The sequence below is a fragment of the Ekhidna sp. genome (assembly GCF_965221965.1).
Classification (GTDB): Bacteria; Bacteroidota; Bacteroidia; order Cytophagales; family Cyclobacteriaceae; genus Ekhidna.
In genome coordinates this window covers 2753230-2773507 of sequence record NZ_OZ244926.1, presented here as the reverse complement: position 1 = coordinate 2773507, position 20278 = coordinate 2753230, and the positions used below count along the sequence as shown (strand labels likewise).

Genomic DNA, 20278 nt, shown 5'->3' with positions numbered 1-20278 from the left:
AGTATAATTATATAATCAAATATTTTTCACAAAAAAATTAAATTATTTAGTTGAAAAGTTCAATAATCATCTTTTTCGTCCTTTTAAGCCAGTTTACTCATGCCCAGATAGCCTTTGAGGAGGCGGGAATAACGGTCGACAGCCTAAACACACCTAATGGTCAGAACTATCTGGTTATCAATCCATATCAACCAGGAATGGCATTTACCGAAGAGCGTGGAGGAATGCCTCAAACAGGTGAGGCTTATCGTTCCGAAAAGATTGCAATTGATAATCAACAATGGGAAGTTTTAGTTTTTTCTGATTGGCTCAGCGAGAAGGGAATGGTCAGTCCGATAGGTTTTACCCCGTTCGGTATTTTTTACAGTCAGGTATCTTTTGATAAAGGCTTGTATTCCGGTAAAGTACTATTTTCATCCAGTGGTAAAGCAGAAGTGGTGGATATTCCTTATTTCCGAAATAAAGCACCTATTCAAAGTGGGTGTCTTTCGAAGGATGGTAAATACATGATCTTAAGCATTGAATCTAACCACAGCTATGGAGTGGAGGATTTGTATGTGGTGGAGCGCGAAACTGACGGTTCCTGGGGCAAAGTCAAAAATTTGGGTCATCAATTGAATACGGTGTTTCAGGAAGTAACACCTTTTCTGGCCGAGGATAATCGCACGTTGTTTTTTGCTACAAATGGTAGAGGTGGAGAAGGCAGTTTTGACCTTTTTTATACGGTACGCCAGGATGAATCATGGAGGAACTGGAGCAAGCCCGTCAATCTGGGACCAAAAGTCAACACTTCCGGTGCAGAGACCTCATTCGGTTACCAAGATGGATCTAAGTGGGCTTATTATGTCAGCTCCCAGGATAGCGATGGCTATGGAGATATCATGAAAGTAAAGTTCAGAGAGGATATCGAAGAGGACACCACCACAATCGTTGCACCTGAACCGGTGGTGATAGAGCCAATAGAAGAAAACCAACGGATACTTCTCAAAGTAGTGGATGCGAAAACCGATGAGGTTCTACCTGCTGAGCTGCTCACTGAGAGTGGAAAACGGATTGGAGCAAATGGTTTATTTGAGATAGACTCATTAACGGGTGAGGAGGTAGAAGTTAAGTCTCAGGGGTATCTTCCTAAGATGATTATGTTAGACGAGCAACTAAAAACCGGGGAGAATGTAATCTCACTTTCTTCTATAGCAAAAGGTAATGTGATCACATTAGATCATGTTCTTTTTCATCGGGGTACTGCCAACATGGTGGAAGGCTCAGAAAAGGAATTAAATCTGGTGGTTGAGGTAATGAATGACAATCCTGATATCAAGATTTTACTCAAAGGTCACACAGACAACACAGGCGACCCGGTGAAAAACGTGCAGCTTTCTGAGGAGCGCGTAAAGACAGTGAAGGAGTATATCATTCTTCAGGGAATAAGTCCATATAGGGTTAGCGGAAGAGGCTATGGTGGCAATCAGCCACTCTATAGTAATGAAACTGAAGAAACAAGAAAGCTCAATAGAAGAGTGGAGTTTGAAGTGGTGGAGGATTAAATGATTTTTTCAAAAGCTACTTTTTCAATTCCTACTTTAGTCATCCATTGTTTAACTTTTCTAAAGCCAAAGCCTTCATAAAGCGCAATTGCAGGTGCATTTGCTGCCCCGGTTTCAACGGTGAAAGTTGGATTATTATAGCTGTTTAAAACAAACTCGATTAGCTGGCTGGCAATTCCTCGCCTGAAAAAGTCAGGATGTACTACCAGACTCTGAATATGGGTTATATTGTCATTATTGCTGACCTCAATAATGGCGGCCAGCTGTGAGCTTTCATAATAGCCATAGAAACTTGAATCAGCTTCTACATAGGAAGTGAGTGGTCTCTTGAGTGGAGGAAAGTTGTTTTCAGCGTTTAGGAGCTTTGCTTCTATTGCGTAGGACAACTGGAAGACATATCGAATTTGCGTCGCAATGTCCTCATCTGTATTATTTAATCTTTCAATCATTTCTCAGTTACTCCAGTATGAAATAATGCATCTCCACGATTCACTACTGGATTGTTGTTTACACTTAGGATATAGCAGTCTTGAGTGGCTTTTATTTTCTTTTCGTATTCACCATAAGGATCGGATATTACACCTTTTACTTCGCCTTTTTGCACTAAAGATCCATTACGAGCCTGCGCATAATGAAGCCCGGCTCGGCTGGCACGTGTCCAGGTGGATTTTTGAATGATCACAGGCTCTTTTTTTGGTGCAGGGGCTTCATCTGACATTTCTAAAAATTTCATTACTCGCTTCATCCCGGCCAGCCCCTCATCAATAGCTGGTTTTCTCAATTTTAAGGATTCTCCTGCCTCATACACTAAGATGCTTTTACCCAGCTTGCCGGCCTCCTTGCGCAAAGATTTATCCCTAAAAGGGGAATTAATTATGAAAGGTGCAGCAAAAGCCTGTGCCAGTTCATTATTCTTTGGGTCGTCTAACATGGCTCTTACCTGGGGATAATTATTGATTTGTTTTCCACCGGTGTGAAAATCAATTCCATAATCGATATGGGGGATGACTTCATCCATCATAAAATAGGCAAACTGGCTTGCAAGTGAGCCATTCTTATTTCCGGGAAAAGACCGATTTACATCTTTGCCATCTGGCACTTCCCGGCTAAAGTTGATGAAGCCAAATACATTAAATACCGGAACGAGAATTATTCGCCCTGCTATCACTTCATAGAGTTTTTTGGTAATGATCCGTCGCATGATTTCTACGCCATTGATTTCATCTCCGTGCATTCCTGCCATCAGGAGCAGCGTTGGACCATCTTTTTTGGCTTCATAGGAAAAAATTGGGATTTCTATCACGGTACCTGAGGGAAGGCGCGCGGTTGGGATATTCTGCCTGTGCAGCTTTTCCTTTTTTAAGTCAAAGTCCATGTTGTATTATAGGTTATCCTAAAAGTAGTGAAAGATGCATTCATTATATTGCCGGATCAATATAATTCGCAATGCTGAACGATAAGAAAACCATCCATGCCTGGTGTCTCTACGATTGGGCAAACTCGGTATATTCCTTAACGATAACCTCTGCTATTTTTCCGATCTATTATCAAAAGGTGGCAGTAAATGCCAGCGGAGGTGATCGCATTGACTTCTTCGGGATGGAGATCGTAAATTCAGTCCTCTACTCGTATGCCCTGTCAGCAAGTTTTTTGATGGTGGCATTGGTATTACCTATACTTTCGGGTATTGCAGACTATGCTGGTAAAAAGAAGTTCTTCTTAAGACTTTTCATGTTTATCGGCTCCTTTTCATGTATTGGACTCTTTTTCTTTACGGGAGAAAATGTTGAGTGGGGGATTCTATGTTCAGTGATGGCTAGTGTTGGGTATTCAGGAAGCTTGGTTTTTTATGATGCTTTCCTAAATGAAATTGTAACTGAAGATAAGCGTGATATTGTTAGTGCAAGAGGCTATTCCTACGGGTACTTAGGAGGGGTAGTCCTACTTGTTATCAATCTGGTTACCATCGAAATGCCTGACACATTTGGGCTGGCTGATGCAGGAATTGCATCGCGGGTAGCCTTTTTGACAGTGGGAGTATGGTGGATAGGCTTTTCGCTATATGCTATATCAAAGTTGCCGGAAAATCCGCATGGTCGAAAACCCGAAGGACACTATCTGACCAATGGTTATAAGGAACTCAGGTCAGTATGGAGGCAGCTAAAAGAAATGGAGGGAATGCGTAAATTTCTTTTTGCCTTCTTTTTTTACAACATGGGCGTGCAGACGGTCATGTACCTTGCTGCAACCTTCGGTTCCAAGGAGCTGAAAATGGAGGCTAGTAAGCTTATTATGACGGTTCTCATCATTCAATTTGTTGCCATTGTTGGAGCACTTTTTTTTGCTTATGTTTCCAAAAAGCAAGGAAATATTCGCGCATTGGCCATCCAGATCGTGATCTGGATAGGCTGTTGCCTGGGGGCCTATTTTGTAGATGCAGAAATTGAGTTTTTTGCTCTTGCGGCAATTGTGGGCTTAGTAATGGGAGGAATTCAGTCACTTTCCAGAGCGACTTATTCGAAGATTATGCCGAAGGATACCGTAGATACTGCCTCTTTCTTTAGCTTTTATGATGTGACTTACAATGTGTCGATTGTGATTGGAACATTTGTTTACGGATATATTGAGCAAGTAACGGGCAGTATGCGGAACAGCACACTGGCCCTCGCCTCATTCTTTATTCTTGGTATTATATTCCTTTCTCAAGTGAAATTAAAAAATGCAGCCACTCAAGCTTCCTGAGTTTGATTATCAGACCGAAGGGAACAAGATATTTTGCCTGATCAGGAAAAAATGGGTAGTAATAACACCGGAAGAATGGGTCAGGCAGCATTTCATCAATTTGCTAGTTGCTCATCTCGGTTATCCGAAAGGGCTCTTCAAACTAGAACAAACCATGGCCTACTTCAAAAATCAAAAGCGATCTGATATTTTGGTACTTGATAGGGAAGGACAGGTGTTTTTATTGGTGGAATGCAAAGCTCCATCTGTAAAGTTGGATCAGAAAGTGATGGGGCAGCTTGCAACTTATAATAAGGTGCTGGATGCGAAGTACCTGGCGATCACAAACGGCATGACTCATTTTATTTGGCAAAAGGAGGAGGCTGGTTTCCAGCAGATTAGGGATTTTCCTTTTTATGAATCTTGACAGATACCTATATTAGCAGTATGGAAACGACCAAAAGAGAATCGAGATTCGCTGCTAATTTCCCTTATTTGATATGGACTCTGATACCCGTTCCTTTACTATTCTTCTGGTTTCAGAGTCGAACCATTGATTTTGATTCGCTTGCAATTGGATTTGACGTAGTAGTTGTATGGGCCAGCGTAAGTATTTCGTGGAAGTCAATCAAAAACTATTTCACTAAATAGATGAAGGTTTCAGCTAAAGAGTACCGGGATAAGCAGAACCAGGCGACAGGATTAATTTTTCAGGCCATACTAGGTTCTGTAATCATCGGCCTTCAGGTGGCAGATATCGTAAGTGATTATCCAGACTCAATTGATTACCTCGATGTTTCAATAGTGACTATTTGGCCGATTATTGTTGTTTACGCTTTATTAAGATGGAGGAAGCTAGAACGTATGATTAAGACAATGAGAGTAAGCGATAATTGAGAGTTGATTTTTTGAATTATTTACAGTTAAGAGTAAATTTAATTTACACCTACTTACTTAATCATGCATACCACCACCAAATCACAAAAGGTAAGGCTGATCATTGCTGTTGTTCTGGCCTTTACTGGGATTATTAATATTTACCGAATCTTTAGCATCAGTGATGATGTAATCAAATTTGTGATAGGAGTTACGTTTATAGTTAGTGCGGGAATATTTATTTGGGTCGGAATAGATATGATGAAATCTAAATCTTAGTATTTCTCGTTACATTTGTACAGCTATCTGCTGAAGCTTTGAAAGACAAACCACCCATTAAATTCAAAGCAGATGAAACAGTTGTTAGATCGTATTCCTTCTTTCTTTAAAAATTTTTACTTCCTATCTACACTTTTTTTTGTGGTGTGGCTGGCTTTCGTGGATAGCAATGACCTGTTTTTGCAGACGCAGCTATCCAATAAAAAAGCTGAATTGGAGGAGGCCAGACAGTTTTATCAGGATAAGATCATGCAGGTAAAGAATGATCAGGCAGCATTGAACCACAATCCTGATCTTCTGGAAAAAATGGCGCGTGAGAAATACCTGATGAAAAAACCAAACGAAGATCTATTCATTGTCGTAAGAGAAGATCGATGAAATCGCTAATTACAGTCTTCTCTTTGGTACTTGCTTTTGGCCTTTATGGTCAAGACAAACTTTCTGACAAAATCTACTTCGGTGGCGGAGGAGGCTTCAGTGCAAGTTCCAATCAAACCAATATCAGCGTTTTTCCACAGGTAGGTTACAAGATCACTGATCGTTACTCGGCAGGTGTGGGCATTACATATCAATATGTAAAAGTCAAGCAGCCGAGCTTCACATTTTCAAACTATGGTTGGAGTGTTTTCAATCGCTTCAATATCACCAGACAGTTTTTCGCATATGGAGAATTTGAAAGGCTAAACTTCGAATATCCAGTTTCTTTAGAACGTACAGAACGAAGCTCTTTCAATAGCCTTCTGCTTGGAGCAGGATATTCTGAACAGCTAGGTGGAAAGGCATCTTTTAATGTCATGGCACTTTACAATGTACTCTATGATGAGAGCGAGGTTCCTCGGCCTTACAGGAGCCCCTGGGTAATACGTGCCGGTGTTGGTATAGGGATCTTTTAGTTATCCGATATATCAAACTCCATTTCCAGCAATTCACTGTAGTCATTCGCCATTTCCTTCATTTCCTCATCCTTATTATTAAAATACCAATGTATGGAAGGTGCTTTGCTGTTAAACTTGAAGGACTTTAGTAGTTCAAGCAACGACTTAGCTGCCATGGTATTAAAAACATCCAGTTTGATATTCAAATCATTGTAATCGAACTTATCAAATTGTTCGATCATTTCTTTGATCACAGACGCATAAACTGTGATGTCACGACATAAGGAAGAGCCTGAAATAAGAGCTGATTTTGTTTTTGAATCCATCATCACCACAGGCGAAGTGCTGGTGGCTTTTCGAAAATAATCCATGTGATTAAGTATTAGGGTGTAATGATTATACACTTTATCTACTCATGAGTTTTTAGGATTAGCTAAGTGCTATTATTTCTTCGTCGAACTTCATTTATTAATAGTCAAAGAGCTACTTCATGTTCACAACTAAGGTATCAATTATTTTTTCGATTACTTGATCCATTTCATTTAGTGTTTCAATAGTTGAAGCTGAACAGGTTAACTCAAACCGTTGATTAAACCGCATGAAGTAAAAGGTTCTATTAATTGCTGTTCTTTTTTCTAGCTTAAAGGAATACGTGCATGTATATAATTCGGAATCCTTATGATCAGATTTCTTTATCGATCCGATTAACTTATAAGCTGGCTTATTTACCTCTAGCAGTTCTTGCCTAAACTCAATGATTTTATTTAAGGGAACTGTATCAAAACTTTCTTCCGAGGCTGCTTCAAAATAGGTTATGTTGATTTGCTGAATTTCTTCAACAGGTTTTTTAGGGTACATTGAAATGTTGAATCCATCATCTACCAATTCCCATTTACTAGGCTTTTTAAAGCTAAAACTCAGGTCAGGGTCATTAAATGATACTCGCTGAGAGAATAAAATAAATACTTGGAAAAGAAATGCTAAGAATAAAAACTGTCGCATGGTTGATGCATTTAGTTCAGCTTTATTCCAAACTTCTTGCCAAGTTCTTCCAGGTCTTCAACCACAGGATCAAGTAAGTCAATACCATTTTTGAGTCTCTCTTCAGTCATTTCTCTCTCCGGATCACCAGGGATCAGGACTTTCTCTTCGGGGTTTACCGTTTCAGATGCTCTAAATCGCTCAATCCAGTTATCCATGTGTGATTTGAATTCTTCCCCATCACGAAAAGCATCAATCCGCATGGCACCAAAGAAATGGCCAAGACCTTCGCCTACCGGATTGGGGGCAGGGTCGATAAAAGCCACAAAAGGGGGTACCCACGGGCCGTAGTTGGCCCCTGATAACACAGCGGAAAGAATATCTACAACTGCTCCGAGCGCGTATCCTTTGTGAGATCCATGTTCTCGATCTCCACCCAATGGGCGCATTGAACCACCTTTGATTAGTCCTTTTGCATCGGTTGTAATATAACCTTCTTTGTCTTGCAGCCAGCCTTCGGGGGCATCAAGTCCTTTTCGCTGCAACACTTCCAACTTGCCATTTGCAGCGGTGGTAGTAGCCATATCCAGCACGAATGGAGGTTGATTCTTGGTTGGGATGGCAATAGAAATCGGATTTGTGCCAAGCAATCGTTCCTTGGAAAAAGTAGGAGAAACGAGTGGACTGGCATTCGTGAGTGAGATGCCAATGCAGTCTTCTTCCAGTGCCATCATGGCGTGATATCCGGCGATACCGTAGTGGTTGGAGTTTTTTACAGAAACCCAGCCTGAACCTACATTTTTTGCTTTATCAATGGCGAGTTTCATTGCATGTGGCCCAACCACTAACCCAAGCCCTAAATCACCATCAACAACTGCTGTTGAGGGAGTTTCGTGTGCGGTTTTAATCGATGGTGTGGCATTAAGCCGCTTCTTTTCGTGCAAACGAATATATCCTGACAAACGCGCAACTCCATGAGAATCTACGCCTCTGAGATCGGCACTAACTAAAACATCGGCTGCCTGCTGTGCTTCTGCTTCAGGACAACCGATGCTTAAAAATATCTCTTTTGAAAATCGCTTAAGTTCTTCCGCTGAAAAAATCATGCGGCGAAATTACTCATTTAGCTCCGCTATGATCTGGTTGAAAACTAAAATTACATTTCTTGCCTTCTCAATATCTGTCATACTAAGCTCAAACCCGTCCTGATAGTTTTCGATTTCTCCGTCTTTGTAATACTTGATGATATCTTCCTTGAATTTGGTTTCGAATGATATCGCTAGTGTTTTGCTTCCGATATCATATTGGATACTTTTTGGGTTCAGGTCTGTGAAGTTGAATTCGAAAATTTCTTCCTGGCTGCCTTTTGAGTCCACTTCCAGTTTCGTGAGTTTGATTTTGTCAGGGTCAGAATTATCAATGCGCTCAAATGTTTGGGTTATGGTCTCATCGTCAATTCGGACTTCTCCCATGTTTTCGGTTAGCCAGATCACTTTTTGGTCAAGCGTCATTTCAGTGAAAGGGTCAATGTAATCACGTTCGCATATTTTTATTAAATCTTCCAAAACCGCCTTTATTCTTCTGGCAACTTCAACATTCTCGGTATAGATTTTTAGCTCGTCATCATAGCCATCGAACTCATCGTTTTCATAAACCTTTAAAAGATCCAATGACTCCTTCGTAGTGAATTCAACATACATTTTGTCTGACGAAACATCATAGTCAATGAGGTTACCGTTGATGTCAATCAGGTTGAATTCGGCGATAAGTTTTTCTGTTGATTTAGGATCGGATTCAACTCTGGAAAATTTCATCAGACAGTCACCAGTTACAGATTGCTCAAATGAATCATCACCGTAATCAATGTTCTTGACAAATTGCCCCAGATAATCAAGCGCCGGTTGAAGAGATTCAAATTTTTGTATAGAGCCTTCCACTTTGTCCTTTGCAAGTGGAACAGCGAGTGTAAGAATATTTTTTAAGTCTCTAGCTTCCTCTACATTGTTGGTGAAAATTTCAATTTCATCATCAAATCCAGCCGGAACACCATTCTCCAAAACCTTAATGACTTTTTGCTTTCGGTTTGTTTCAAAGTCAAGCGAAAAATTTGACCCGGAAATGTTGAATTTCAGACTATTAATGTTAATGTCTGCCAGGTTGAAGATATATTGCTTTTCTTCGGAAGACTTTGATGTGATCTCTGTTTGAATGAGTCGAAAATTAGCGGGAAAGTCTTCTAACGCAACCAGTTTTTGGTTGTAGCTGTCGCCACCGCTCTCGGCATTCACCACATGTTCCTCCAGCCAGTCTTCCATCTCCTGGTAAGTCTTCACTTTTAGCTTATTCTTCATGATCTCCTCTGCCAATGGGATGGCTTTTTTAATTAGATCTTTTAGAATTCTGGCATTGTCAATATTCTTGGTCACCATTAGCATATTTTCTTCATATCCTTTGGCTTCACCATTTTCGTATTCCTTGATAAATTTTTGACCGTTATCTACAGTCAGGCTCAGATATATGATATCATTTTTTGTTTCCTCCCTAACAACATAGGGGTCTAAGTCTGCTACATTGAATTCATAGACAAGCTCCTCTCGGTCCCCTTTTTTGTCTACCTCTATCAATGTGTACTTAAGAACAGAGTGGCCCAATGATTCTAGTTCATGAGTGTAGGTTTCATCACCGGTTTGAACTTCAAGTAAGTTTGCTTTAATTTCTGTGACGATGCTTTCAAACTCAGTACTTTGAGCATAACCACAATAGGATATAATAAGTAAAGACGCTGCAAAAAAAGACTTCATAATAGGAGTTAGGTTGATAAAGTGTAAAAGTTAAAAAGAAGTGACTGTTTGCCAATACCTAGTTAGAGGTATTTATTTCAGCTTGCAACTTATCTAGTACATTATAAAGGATGCCCTCCTTTAGAGCATAAGCAGAAACCCGTATGTTCTTCAGGTCAAGTTTTGTGACGATGTAATCAACAAGCACGCAAGCCACTACAATCATATCCACTCGCATTTCAATCATCCCGGGGATAGAAAGGCGTTGTTCTCTGTTTTTGCTAATCAGCTCATTAAAAATGTCTCTGAAAGCATCTTTGCCAAATGGATACTCCGTTTCGTTAGGGTTTCGTTCTTGGCCGGTTTCTTCACAATAAATATCACTAAGCGTATCAAATGTGCCCGAGCAGCCCACCAGAGTCACGGGTTTAAATTCCTCACAAGCGGCGATTAGTGGTTTTAATTCCTGATCAAAAAAAGCATGCAGGTCAGCGATTTCATCTTGAGAGATAGGATCTGTTCGGTGAAACTTCTCCACAAGCCGTTGACCTCCCACCTCGAAGCTCCTCAGCCAATATGTCTTAGACGAGTCAGCGATGATGAACTCGATGCTTCCACCGCCTATATCCATGATTAAATTCTTCTCAGATCCAAAATTGAGGGCTTTACTGGCGCCAAGGTGTATAAGCTCAGCTTCCCTGGTACCGGATATCACTTCTATTTCAATTTCTGTCTGTTTATAGATTTCTTCCACCAGGTCTTGTCCATTGCTTGCATTGCGAATAGCACTCGTTGCTGTCGCAAAAACCTGATCAATCTGATGCTCGTCTATGATACTCTTGAACTCATTTAATGCCTGAAGTGCTCGTTTCCATGCAGCCTTTGTTATTTCACCTTTATTGATCCCCTTCTCTCCAATTTTTACAGCTTTACGCTCACGAAGAAGAATTGCATGCGAGTCCTGCTCTACTCTGGCAATGAGTAGATGAAACGTATTTGTACCTAAATCAATAACTGCGACCTTCATAAACAGGCCGCAATATAGCAAAATGGATTTGAGTGTTTTTAGAATTCCCCGATAGATAATTGCTGAATTCTCATTGTCCATTGCTCACCTTATCTTTGGCGTTTTCAATAGGAATATGAGCACAGAGAAACCAAAAACCGCAACGAACATACAAACCATCGCTGAAAAAATTGAGCGATTGGAATCCATGAATGAAGAAGCCCTGAAAGGAGGGGGAGAGGATCGGATAGCCAAGCAACATGAAAAGGGCAAACTGACGGCTCGTGAACGAATAGACCTGCTGCTGGATGAGGGGTCATTCGAGGAAATAGGCAAATTCGTTACACATCGTGCTACTGATTTCGGGATGGATAAGCAAAAGGTTTTAGGAGATGGAGTCGTTACCGGTTATGGTACTATTGATGGCCGTCTCACCTATGTCTTCAGTCAGGATTTCACTGTTTTTGGAGGATCTCTTTCGGAAACGTTTGCTGAAAAGATTGTAAAGATCATGGATATGGCGATGAAGAATGGGGCTCCTGTGATTGGGCTGAATGATTCCGGTGGTGCAAGAATTCAGGAAGGAGTGGTTTCGTTGGGTGGATATGCAGATATTTTTTACAGAAATACACTGGCGTCTGGTGTAGTACCACAGATCTCAGCGATCCTTGGTCCGTGCGCAGGAGGAGCAGTATACTCACCAGCCATTACGGATTTCATCTTTATGGTGGAGCAGAGTAGCTACATGTTTGTAACCGGACCGAATGTGGTAAAGACAGTTACTCAGGAGGATGTAACGAGCGAAGAATTAGGTGGAGCGCAGGCACATGCTTCCAAAAGTGGGGTGACTCACTTTGCTTGCGCTAATGAAGCGGAATGTATTCGTCAGATTAAACAGCTCATGAGCTACATTCCTTCCAACTGTGAGGAAGAACCACCAAGGGTTGATTATGAAATAGGTGATGAAACCAGGAACCAACTTGATGATATTCTTCCGGACAACCCTAACCAACCGTATGACATGCATGATGTCATCAACGGGATCATTGATTCGGATAGTTTTTTAGAAGTGCATAAGGATTTTGCTGAAAACATCATTTGTGGCTTTGCAAGACTTGCCGGAAGAAGTATTGGTATTGTAGCCAACCAGCCTATGAGCATGGCTGGTGTATTGGATATTCAATCAAGTACAAAAGGTGGAAGGTTTGTGAGGTTTTGCGATAGCTTCAATGTTCCACTGCTTGTTTTGGTGGATGTTCCCGGATTCTTACCTGGAACGGATCAGGAGTGGAATGGGATCATAACCAATGGAGCGAAACTTCTTTATGCATTCAGTGAGGCAACTGTTCCAAGGATTTCTGTTATCACAAGGAAAGCATATGGAGGAGCCTATGACGTGATGAACTCCAAGCATATTGGTTCTGATATGAACTATGCCTGGCCTACAGCAGAAATTGCGGTAATGGGAGCTCAGGGAGCATCTGAGATCATCTTCAGAAAAGAAATTCAGAAAGCAGATGATCCAAATGCCAAGCTTCAGGAAAAAATCAATGAGTATACGGAGAAGTTTGCTAATCCGTACATAGCGGCAGCTCGAGGCTTTGTGGATGAGGTGATTATGCCACATAACACCCGAACCAAACTCATTCATGCATTTAAAATGCTGGAGAATAAAGTAGATAAGCTACCGAGAAAGAAACACGGAAATATTCCGCTGTAAAATTGAGAATAGAGAATTAAATAATTGACAATTACAATATGGATCAGAAAAGCAGAGATTTCCTTTTCAAATACCTCAATAACGCATCTCCTACGGGTTTTGAGCAGGAGGGACAAAAAATATGGTTGGATTACATCAAACCCTATGTAGATGACTATGTTGTAGATACCTATGGCAGTGTGTACGGTGTGGTAAACCCTGAAGCTGAATACAAGGTAGTGATAGAAGCACATGCGGATGAAATCAGCTGGTTTGTAAATTATATTACAGATAAAGGGTATATCTATGTTGTAAGAAATGGTGGTTCCGATCATCAGATAGCACCATCCATGCGGGTAAATCTTCATACGAATAAAGGAATCGTAAAAGGTGTTTTTGGCTGGCCGGCGATCCATGTGAGAAAAGAAAAGGAGGATAACCCAACTTTAAAAAATATCTGCATTGATGTGGGAGCAGAGTCAAAAGAGGAGGTAGAGAAAATGGGTATCCATGTAGGTACCGTTGCTACTTTTCAGGATGAGCTATTCGAAATGAATGAGAAGTACTTTGTTGGAAGAGCACTGGATAATCGTGCCGGTGGTTTTATGATCGCTGAGGTGGTTAGAAGAATATCTGAAAACAAAATGAAGTTGCCTTTCGGACTTTATGTAGTAAACTCTGTTCAAGAAGAAATTGGCCTTAAAGGTGCAGAAATGGTCTCCAGACGGATCAAACCTAACCTTGCGATTGTTACAGATGTAACCCACGATACTCAGTCTCCAATGTATGACAAGATCACGAGTGGAGATATGACGGCAGGCAAAGGTCCGGCTATAACATATGGTCCTGCGGTGCAAAATAACGTGCGTGATATGATCATTAAAGTAGCTGAGAAAAAGAAAATACCATTTCAACGAATGGCAGCTTCCCGAACCACTGGTACCGATACGGATGCATTTGCTTACTCTGACATTGGAGTTGCTTCTGCATTGATTTCACTTCCATTGAAGTACATGCACACGACCGTAGAGACCGTACATAAGGAGGATGTTGAAAATGTAATTAAGCTCATTTACGAAACAGTTATTCAGGTCAAAGACGGCCAGGATTTCACCTATTTTAAGTAAAATGAGAAACGCTCTAATCCTTGGTTTACTTGTTCTTTTAATTAGCTGTAATACAAAGGAGACGACTTCTGTAAAAGGGAAGTGGTATACCTATGCTGAGAGTGGTGACTATATGGAATTGTGGCTGGGAGAAGATAAAGCAATAAGCTACTTAAGCGGAATTGATGAGTTTCTTCTTTATGATTTGAAACGAGATGGGAATGTGCTAAAGTTTTCTCTCATTGAAAGCAGAATCACTGATGAGCACCAGTTTCAACTCATTGTAAACAAGTCTAGTGAGGAATTATTTCAAGCTACTTTCATTGGTGGGGAGAAGGTCGATTCACTCAAAACCTATTTCCTGGTAGACAGCAAAGTGCCGGAAATAAAAGCTTCGTTAGAAGCCAATAGGGATAATATGCAGGAGCTGCTTTCTCGAATGGAAGGATCGCATGCCGGGCATGGTCACTGATCAAACCAGAAGGATAGAAGATATGATGGATAGGGAAGTAAAATTTCCCTATCCACCTAAACGCGTTGTTTCTCTGGTACCTTCACAAACGGAATTTTTATTGGATATTGGAGCGTCTGTGGTTGGACGGACAAAGTTTTGCGTCCATCCTAAAGACCAATTGAAGGATATTCCAATTATTGGAGGGACTAAGAATTTCCGCTTTGAGAAAATCCGGGAGCTACAACCGGACTTGATTATTGGCAACAAAGAGGAAAACTATAAATATGGTATCGAGAAGCTGGAAAAAGAATTTCCGGTCTGGATGAGTGACATTTATACCTTCGGTGACGCATTTGAAATGATGACGGCTATTGGTCGCATCTGTGATTTGGAAGGCAGTGCTGGCAACATCATTCGTGAATGCCGTGAAGCTACCGAAAGTGTAAAAGGAACCAAATCAGGAAAAGTTATCTACCTGATCTGGAACAAACCCTGGATGGCAGCAGGAAAAAACACCTTCATTGATCATTTGCTCAATCATTTGGGATATGAAAATCTGGTCACTAAGGACCGCTATCCTGAGTTAACCACGGAGCAAATCACCGAATTAAATCCTGATAAAATCCTTTTTAGTTCCGAGCCATTTCCTTTTAAAGAAGAGCATTTAGCTGAGGCACGGGAGTATTGGGAAGACGCAGCGTGCGAACTAGTTGACGGTGAGTTGTATAGTTGGTATGGAAGTCGACTAAGAAAGTGGAACAACTCTTAAATACTACTCTTTTATCCACACATACTCTTCTCCCTGCTTGATTATAATCTTATCATCCTCGAAAGTGACTGTAGCTGCAGGTTGTATGGTTTTTGTAATGAAAACGTTATTACCTTGAGGCATCAATTCAGACCTCCAACGCTTTTTTTGTTCCACAAAGAGGTTACCTTTTTTTAAGAATACTTCTACGGTTTTATCTTTAGCATCCACCGATCGATACGTTCCTTCATAGCTTTTTAGCTCATCCTTCGTAGGCGCATCTGCTCGTTCAACAATGGTGGGTAAGTAAGTACTCCAACCATATGTTTCAGCAATACCCCGCATGATTTCATGGATGAGATCAAACTTTTCGGCATTGATCATAACAACAGCTCCATGTCCTTTTTCCATACTGGCATAATACAGGCAGTTGAATCCTTCATTTCCTCCTGAGTGTTGGAAGTATTTGATTTCTCCTTCACTATCAATAAATGTTCCCAGTGCATTGGTTTGTCCCTCCATCCATGGGGTAGTAAGTAGTTGCACAGTTTGTTGAGTTAATATTTTTTCTGATTTACCTTCCAAAGACAATTGCAGTTCGATAATGAGTTTGGCTAAATCGGTTGGAGTTGTCCAAAGTGCAGCAGCTCCAAGTTCCGGGTAAACATTATATCCATTTTTTCTTGTTTTTCCTTTGTGGTCGTGACTCATGCTTACAAGGTCTTTGAAATTGGTGGGATAGAACGATCGCTCCATTTCCAATGTAGTGAAGATGGCTTTTGACATGTATGCTGCATAATCTCCTGCATTATCCTCAAGCAGCAGTTGGATAATGGTGGTTCCTCCACCGGAATATTTGAATTTTTCTCTTGGTGCAAATAGCGGCTCAATTCTATTGTTATTAGCAGGTTTTTGACCATTGAGTATTTGTACTGTGCCAGGTAAATCACTATCATCGGTGTATCCAGGAAATCCATGAACAGAAAGTCCAGCAGTATGGGTCAGCAAGTCATAAATTGTTACTGTATCCTCACTTTCAAGCTTCCATGATTTTAAATACTTATTCACATCTGTTTTGATGTCAATGTTATTTTCTAGCGCCCATTTTAATACTCCAATGGCATTGATGGTTTTGCTAATAGAAGCAGCTTGAAAAGCAGTAGATGGAGTCACTTTTTCTTCTGTTTTCTGATTCAACACCCCATATGCGTCTGCCCAATCAAGCGCATAGTCTTTGATAACAGCAATTGTTACACCGGGTACTTTGTAATGAGCCATTCTTTCTTCAATATTCCATGGTTTCTCATCATTGAATCTTAGGTTTGATGTGAGTCCATTCTCAACCTGTTGCTTTCGAATTTCAACTGAATTCTGTGAATAGAGTCCTGTGATAGTTAAGGTAAAAAGCAGGATAATACATATATTTTTCAGTAGGATAGATTGTTAAGGTGAATCTTGCATTGAGCAATTTTAAAGCCAAAGACTGAGACATCATTCAAATATGCCCATTTACCAACTCACAGATGATCTGATTTTTCCTCCTGTTGAAGGTGCTGAAGATGGAATTGTAGCTGTGGGTGGTGACCTGCTCCCAGAGCGATTGATTATCGCTTATCAATCTGGAATATTTCCATGGTACACCAAGGGTGATCCAATTATCTGGTGGAGTCCCGATCCTCGTTTTGTGCTATTTCCTGATAAACTTCATATCTCTCGCTCGATGAAACGAGTGTTGAATAGTGATAAATTTTCTATCACATACAATCAGACTTTTGAAAGAGTCATTCATCAATGCAAACAAATGCCTCGTGCCGGACAGCAGGGGACATGGATTACAGAGGAAATGGAATTGGCTTATATCCGATTGCACGATATGGGTTTCGCTGAGTCAGTAGAAGTATGGAAGGGGGATGAATTGGTGGGTGGAATGTATGGCGTTCGGACCGGAAATATTTTCAGTGGCGAGTCTATGTTCTCTAAAGAAGCCAATGCGTCTAAGTTGGCACTGATTCATTTCATTCAAAAATTCCAACAAGAAGGAGGGAAGCTATTTGATTGTCAGGTGCACTCAAAGCACATGGAAACCATGGGCGCAGAGGAGATACTTCGAGAGGGGTTTTTGAATTATTTGAAATAATATTTATCCATAGCACTCTGCATTTTTCATTAATTTCCGGTCAGTATGAAAAATCAAAACCTGACCAGAAAGACTCTTTTCAGTCTTTTAGCTTTAATTTTCCTTTTTTCCTGCTCTGATCAAGCCACAAAAGCACCCTTCGAATATGTTGATCCTTTTATCGGGACAGGTGGACATGGACACACGTTTCCCGGAGCAACTATGCCGTTTGGAATGGTACAGCTAAGTCCGGATACACGACTTACCGGCTGGGATGGGTGCTCGGGTTATCATTATACCGATTCGATTGTTTATGGTTTCAGTCATACTCATTTGAGTGGTACAGGAATCTCTGACTATGGAGATGTACTGATCATGCCGTATACGGGGACAACTTATTATCATAATGGAGCCGACGGGAAACTTGGCTATAGATCTCACTTTTCAAAAGAAACAGAAGAAGCAGCCCCCGGATACTATTCTGTTAACCTTTCCAAAGACAATATCAAGGTTGAACTCACAGCTTCAGAACGAGTAGGGTTTCATCAATACACATTCAATGGCTCAAAGGATCGCAAGCTGATCATTGATCTTGATCATCGGGATAATGTGTTGGCATCCAGTCTCAAACAGGTAAACGATTACGAACTCACGGGTTTCCGTCACAGTAAAGCCTGGGCCGAAAAACAATATGTATTTTTCCGCATCATCTTTGATCAGCCGATTCAATCCATGACTTACGGTGGAACTGCTAATGGGGTGAAGGCTGCTTTGTCATTTGGAGAAGGACCACAACTGAAAGTGAAGACCGCCATTTCAGCAGTGGATGAAGAAGGAGCCAGTAAAAATCTGGAGGCTGAAATCCAATATTGGGATTTTGAAAAAGCGCGCCAGGAAGCACGACAATCCTGGGAGAAACAGCTGAATAAAATCATGGTTGAAGGTGGAAACGATAAGCAACAGCGAATTTTCTATACGGCATTCTATCATACAATGATCGCCCCAAACCTCTACCATGATGTAGATGGGAGGTATCGGAGCACGGATTTAAAAGTGCATCTGGATACTACTTTCACCAATCACACTGTCTTTTCTCTTTGGGATACCTACCGCAGCACACATCCGCTTTATACAATCCTGGAACGTGAACGAACGACTGATTTTATCCGAACTTTCCTGAAGCAATACCAGCATGGCGGTCGTCTTCCGATGTGGGAATTGGCCGGCAACTATACCAACTGCATGATCGGTTATCATGCGGTTCCGACCATTGCAGATGCCTATGTAAAAGGGATCAGAGGATTTGATGAAGAGTTGGCATTGGAAGCCATGATTCATAGCTCTATGCAGGATCGGTTGGGTATTGATCATTTTCGAAATCAAGGGTTTATTCCTTCCGATCTGGAAGCAGAAAGTGTTTCTAAAACATTAGAATATGCCTATGATGATTGGACGATCGCTGAGATGGCCGATCAAATGAGTGAGTCCGAAATAGCTGCAAATTACTATGAGCGAGCACAGTACTACAAAAATGTATTTGATTCATCGACCGGGTTTATGCGTGCGAGAAACAACAACCGATGGTTTTTCCCTTTTGAACCAGCGGAGGTGAACGTCCACTACACCGAGGCAAACTCGTGGCAATACAGCTACTACGTGCCGCAGGACGTGGAAACCTGGATAGATCTATTAGGTGGAGATGAAGCTGCCGAGCAAAAATTGGATGAACTCTTTTCAGCCGAATCGGAAACTTCCGGCCGGGTGCAAGCTGACATTACCGGGCTGATTGGACAGTATGCGCATGGAAATGAACCTAGTCATCACATTTCGTACCTCTACAATTTTGTGGGTCGTCCTGACAAAACGCAACAACTTGTACGTCAAATCATGGAAGAGCTTTACTCTGATCAGCCTGATGGACTTTCCGGCAATGAAGATTGCGGACAGATGTCTTCCTGGCTGGTGATGAGTGCAATGGGATTCTACCCGGTGACACCCGGAAGTGTGGATTATATCATTGGCAGTCCATGGTTTGATAGAGTGACACTTAATCTTGAAAACGGGAAGCAGTTTGTGGTGGAAGCGAAAGATAATGGACCAGAAAATGTGTATGTGGAATCTATTGAGCTAAATGGCTCAAGCCATCCTTTTTCTTATCTCACTCATGATGATATCATGCAAGGCGGAAAGATGACATTTTTCTTGAGCGATCAGCCTTCCGAATTTTGGAAAGCTAAAGAGCATCGTCCCAAATCGAAGATTGAGTCAGAAATTGTATCGATACCCGCGCTCGAAACCGGTGATCATGCTTTTCTGGAGTCAACAACGATTACCCTGTCCACTCCAACTAAGGGTGCAGAGATCTATTACAGCTTTACAGAAAATGGGGGAGGAATCAAGTATGAAGCTCCGTTTGAGATTAATGAATCTACTGATTTATTTGTGTGGGCTGAAAAAGACGGAAAGCAAAGTTTGCGCGCGAAGAGTGAGTTTTACAAGATTCCGGAGAAGCGAAACATTACGCTAGGAACAGAGTATGCCAATCACTACACGGCGGGGGGAGGTATGGCGCTGATTGATTTTATCCGGGGAGGTAAAGATTTCCGAACGGGTGCCTGGCAGGGATACCATCAGGTGGATCTGGAAGCCATTGTAGACCTGGGAAGTGTCAGGAATTTTAATACAGTAAAGATCGGCTTTCTTCAGGATGAAAACGCATGGATATTTATGCCAACGGAAGTTCAGTTCTGGGTTTCCAATGATGGTGAAGCGTTTAGACAGGTTGGACGCGTGGAAAATGATATCCCTTACCTGGAGAAAGGAGCCATCCTGAAAGATTTCGGAATCAATAAATCAATTAGTGGAAGATATGTTAAAGTCATAGCAAAGAATCGAGGTATATGCCCACCTGATCATAAAGGAGCAGGTGATAAAGCCTGGATATTCGCTGACGAAATAGTAATCAATTAATCAGTGTCGGAGAGTATAACATTAAGTTCTGGATCAATTCCTCCCTTGAGGGAGGTTAGGTGGGTGTTTGATTTTTTAACAAACACCCCTGTCGTCCCCTCAAGGGGACAATCACTAAGCTTT

The 20278-nt window shown here is 41.3% G+C and carries 22 protein-coding genes; 14 read left to right on the top strand and 8 right to left on the bottom strand.

Translation table 11 applies throughout. The annotated features are described in order from the left end of the window. The first annotated feature begins 50 nt into the window (after nucleotides 1-50). Nucleotides 51-1544, top strand: a complete 1494-nt coding sequence (locus tag ACOQON_RS13085) for an OmpA family protein (RefSeq protein ID WP_420575867.1) — start codon at nucleotides 51-53, stop codon at nucleotides 1542-1544. Here ACOQON_RS13085 and ACOQON_RS13080 read toward each other — a convergent pair. After that, complete coding sequence (locus ACOQON_RS13080; RefSeq protein WP_420575866.1) at nucleotides 1541-1993, bottom strand: GNAT family N-acetyltransferase; 453 nt, start codon at nucleotides 1991-1993, stop codon at nucleotides 1541-1543. The genes ACOQON_RS13085 and ACOQON_RS13080 overlap by 4 nt on opposite strands. Further along, complete coding sequence (locus tag ACOQON_RS13075) at nucleotides 1990-2919, bottom strand: succinylglutamate desuccinylase/aspartoacylase family protein (RefSeq protein ID WP_420575865.1); 930 nt, start codon at nucleotides 2917-2919, stop codon at nucleotides 1990-1992. The genes ACOQON_RS13080 and ACOQON_RS13075 overlap by 4 nt, the downstream gene beginning before the upstream one ends. A gap of 71 nt (nucleotides 2920-2990) precedes the next feature. Here ACOQON_RS13075 and ACOQON_RS13070 point away from each other — a divergent pair, with 71 nt between their 5' ends. The 7 genes from ACOQON_RS13070 to ACOQON_RS13040 all read left to right on the top strand — a co-directional run bounded on the left by ACOQON_RS13070 (nucleotide 2991) and on the right by ACOQON_RS13040 (nucleotide 6313). Next, nucleotides 2991-4286 (top strand): MFS transporter, encoded by a 1296-nt coding sequence (locus tag ACOQON_RS13070; protein WP_420575864.1) that lies wholly within the window; start codon nucleotides 2991-2993, stop codon nucleotides 4284-4286. Next, a complete protein-coding gene (locus ACOQON_RS13065; protein WP_420575863.1) occupies nucleotides 4264-4692 on the top strand; it encodes a type I restriction enzyme HsdR N-terminal domain-containing protein in 429 nt (142 codons plus the stop codon). The genes ACOQON_RS13070 and ACOQON_RS13065 overlap by 23 nt, the downstream gene beginning before the upstream one ends. A 20-nt stretch (nucleotides 4693-4712) precedes the next feature. Next, nucleotides 4713-4916, top strand: a complete 204-nt coding sequence (locus ACOQON_RS13060; protein ID WP_420575862.1) for a hypothetical protein — start codon at nucleotides 4713-4715, stop codon at nucleotides 4914-4916. Continuing rightward, complete coding sequence (locus ACOQON_RS13055; protein WP_420575861.1) at nucleotides 4917-5162, top strand: hypothetical protein; 246 nt, start codon at nucleotides 4917-4919, stop codon at nucleotides 5160-5162. It begins immediately after the preceding gene. Nucleotides 5163-5225: 63 nt separating this feature from the next. After that, entirely contained in the window at nucleotides 5226-5420 is a 195-nt protein-coding gene (locus tag ACOQON_RS13050) for a hypothetical protein (protein ID WP_420575860.1), read from the top strand. Between the two features lie 72 nt (nucleotides 5421-5492). Next, nucleotides 5493-5798 carry an FtsB family cell division protein gene (locus ACOQON_RS13045; RefSeq protein ID WP_420575859.1) on the top strand — a complete coding sequence of 102 codons (306 nt, stop codon included), beginning with the start codon at nucleotides 5493-5495 and terminating at the stop codon, nucleotides 5796-5798. Next, nucleotides 5795-6313 (top strand): hypothetical protein, encoded by a 519-nt coding sequence (locus ACOQON_RS13040; RefSeq protein ID WP_420575858.1) that lies wholly within the window; start codon nucleotides 5795-5797, stop codon nucleotides 6311-6313. The genes ACOQON_RS13045 and ACOQON_RS13040 overlap by 4 nt, the downstream gene beginning before the upstream one ends. Here ACOQON_RS13040 and ACOQON_RS13035 read toward each other — a convergent pair. From ACOQON_RS13035 to ACOQON_RS13015, 5 genes are all read right to left on the bottom strand, one after another. After that, nucleotides 6310-6666, bottom strand: a complete 357-nt coding sequence (locus tag ACOQON_RS13035; protein ID WP_420575857.1) for a SiaC family regulatory phosphoprotein — start codon at nucleotides 6664-6666, stop codon at nucleotides 6310-6312. The two genes, ACOQON_RS13040 and ACOQON_RS13035, sit on opposite strands and share 4 nt — an antisense overlap. 112 nt (nucleotides 6667-6778) lie before the next feature. Then, the gene (locus ACOQON_RS13030; protein WP_420575856.1) at nucleotides 6779-7297 is read right to left on the bottom strand and encodes a hypothetical protein; all 519 of its coding nucleotides are present in this window, start codon (nucleotides 7295-7297) and stop codon (nucleotides 6779-6781) included. Nucleotides 7298-7308: 11 nt separating this feature from the next. Next, nucleotides 7309-8382: an Ldh family oxidoreductase gene (locus tag ACOQON_RS13025; protein WP_420575855.1), complete on the bottom strand. Its 1074-nt coding sequence runs from the start codon at nucleotides 8380-8382 to the stop codon at nucleotides 7309-7311. 9 nt (nucleotides 8383-8391) lie between these two features. Beyond that, the gene (locus ACOQON_RS13020; protein ID WP_420575854.1) at nucleotides 8392-10077 is read right to left on the bottom strand and encodes a hypothetical protein; all 1686 of its coding nucleotides are present in this window, start codon (nucleotides 10075-10077) and stop codon (nucleotides 8392-8394) included. Nucleotides 10078-10135: 58 nt separating this feature from the next. Next, entirely contained in the window at nucleotides 10136-11164 is a 1029-nt protein-coding gene (locus ACOQON_RS13015; protein ID WP_420575853.1) for an exopolyphosphatase, read from the bottom strand. Between the two features lie 34 nt (nucleotides 11165-11198). On the opposite strand from ACOQON_RS13015, the gene ACOQON_RS13010 reads away from it, so the two are divergent. From ACOQON_RS13010 to ACOQON_RS12995, 4 genes are read left to right on the top strand one after another with little or no spacing between them, the layout of a single operon-like run. Then, the gene (locus ACOQON_RS13010; RefSeq protein ID WP_420575852.1) at nucleotides 11199-12782 is read left to right on the top strand and encodes an acyl-CoA carboxylase subunit beta; all 1584 of its coding nucleotides are present in this window, start codon (nucleotides 11199-11201) and stop codon (nucleotides 12780-12782) included. Nucleotides 12783-12820: 38 nt separating this feature from the next. Next, nucleotides 12821-13888, top strand: a complete 1068-nt coding sequence (locus ACOQON_RS13005; RefSeq protein ID WP_420575851.1) for a M42 family metallopeptidase — start codon at nucleotides 12821-12823, stop codon at nucleotides 13886-13888. A 1-nt stretch (nucleotide 13889) separates the two neighbouring features. Beyond that, nucleotides 13890-14339, top strand: coding sequence for a hypothetical protein (locus ACOQON_RS13000; RefSeq protein WP_420575850.1), 450 nt, complete (start codon nucleotides 13890-13892; stop codon nucleotides 14337-14339). After that, on the top strand, nucleotides 14329-15090 hold the full coding sequence (locus ACOQON_RS12995; RefSeq protein ID WP_420575849.1) for an ABC transporter substrate-binding protein: 762 nt from the start codon (nucleotides 14329-14331) through the stop codon (nucleotides 15088-15090). The genes ACOQON_RS13000 and ACOQON_RS12995 overlap by 11 nt, the downstream gene beginning before the upstream one ends. A gap of 3 nt (nucleotides 15091-15093) precedes the next feature. Here the strand turns inward: ACOQON_RS12995 and ACOQON_RS12990 are convergent, their stop codons facing one another. Continuing rightward, on the bottom strand, nucleotides 15094-16347 hold the full coding sequence (locus tag ACOQON_RS12990) for a serine hydrolase domain-containing protein (RefSeq protein ID WP_420575848.1): 1254 nt from the start codon (nucleotides 16345-16347) through the stop codon (nucleotides 15094-15096). Between the two features lie 223 nt (nucleotides 16348-16570). Here ACOQON_RS12990 and aat point away from each other — a divergent pair, with 223 nt between their 5' ends. Together aat and ACOQON_RS12980 are read left to right on the top strand one after the other, a co-directional pair. Beyond that, nucleotides 16571-17206: a leucyl/phenylalanyl-tRNA--protein transferase gene (aat, locus tag ACOQON_RS12985; protein ID WP_420575847.1), complete on the top strand. Its 636-nt coding sequence runs from the start codon at nucleotides 16571-16573 to the stop codon at nucleotides 17204-17206. 45 nt (nucleotides 17207-17251) lie between these two features. Beyond that, nucleotides 17252-20155: a GH92 family glycosyl hydrolase gene (locus ACOQON_RS12980; RefSeq protein ID WP_420575846.1), complete on the top strand. Its 2904-nt coding sequence runs from the start codon at nucleotides 17252-17254 to the stop codon at nucleotides 20153-20155. Nucleotides 20156-20278: the final 123 nt, after the last annotated feature.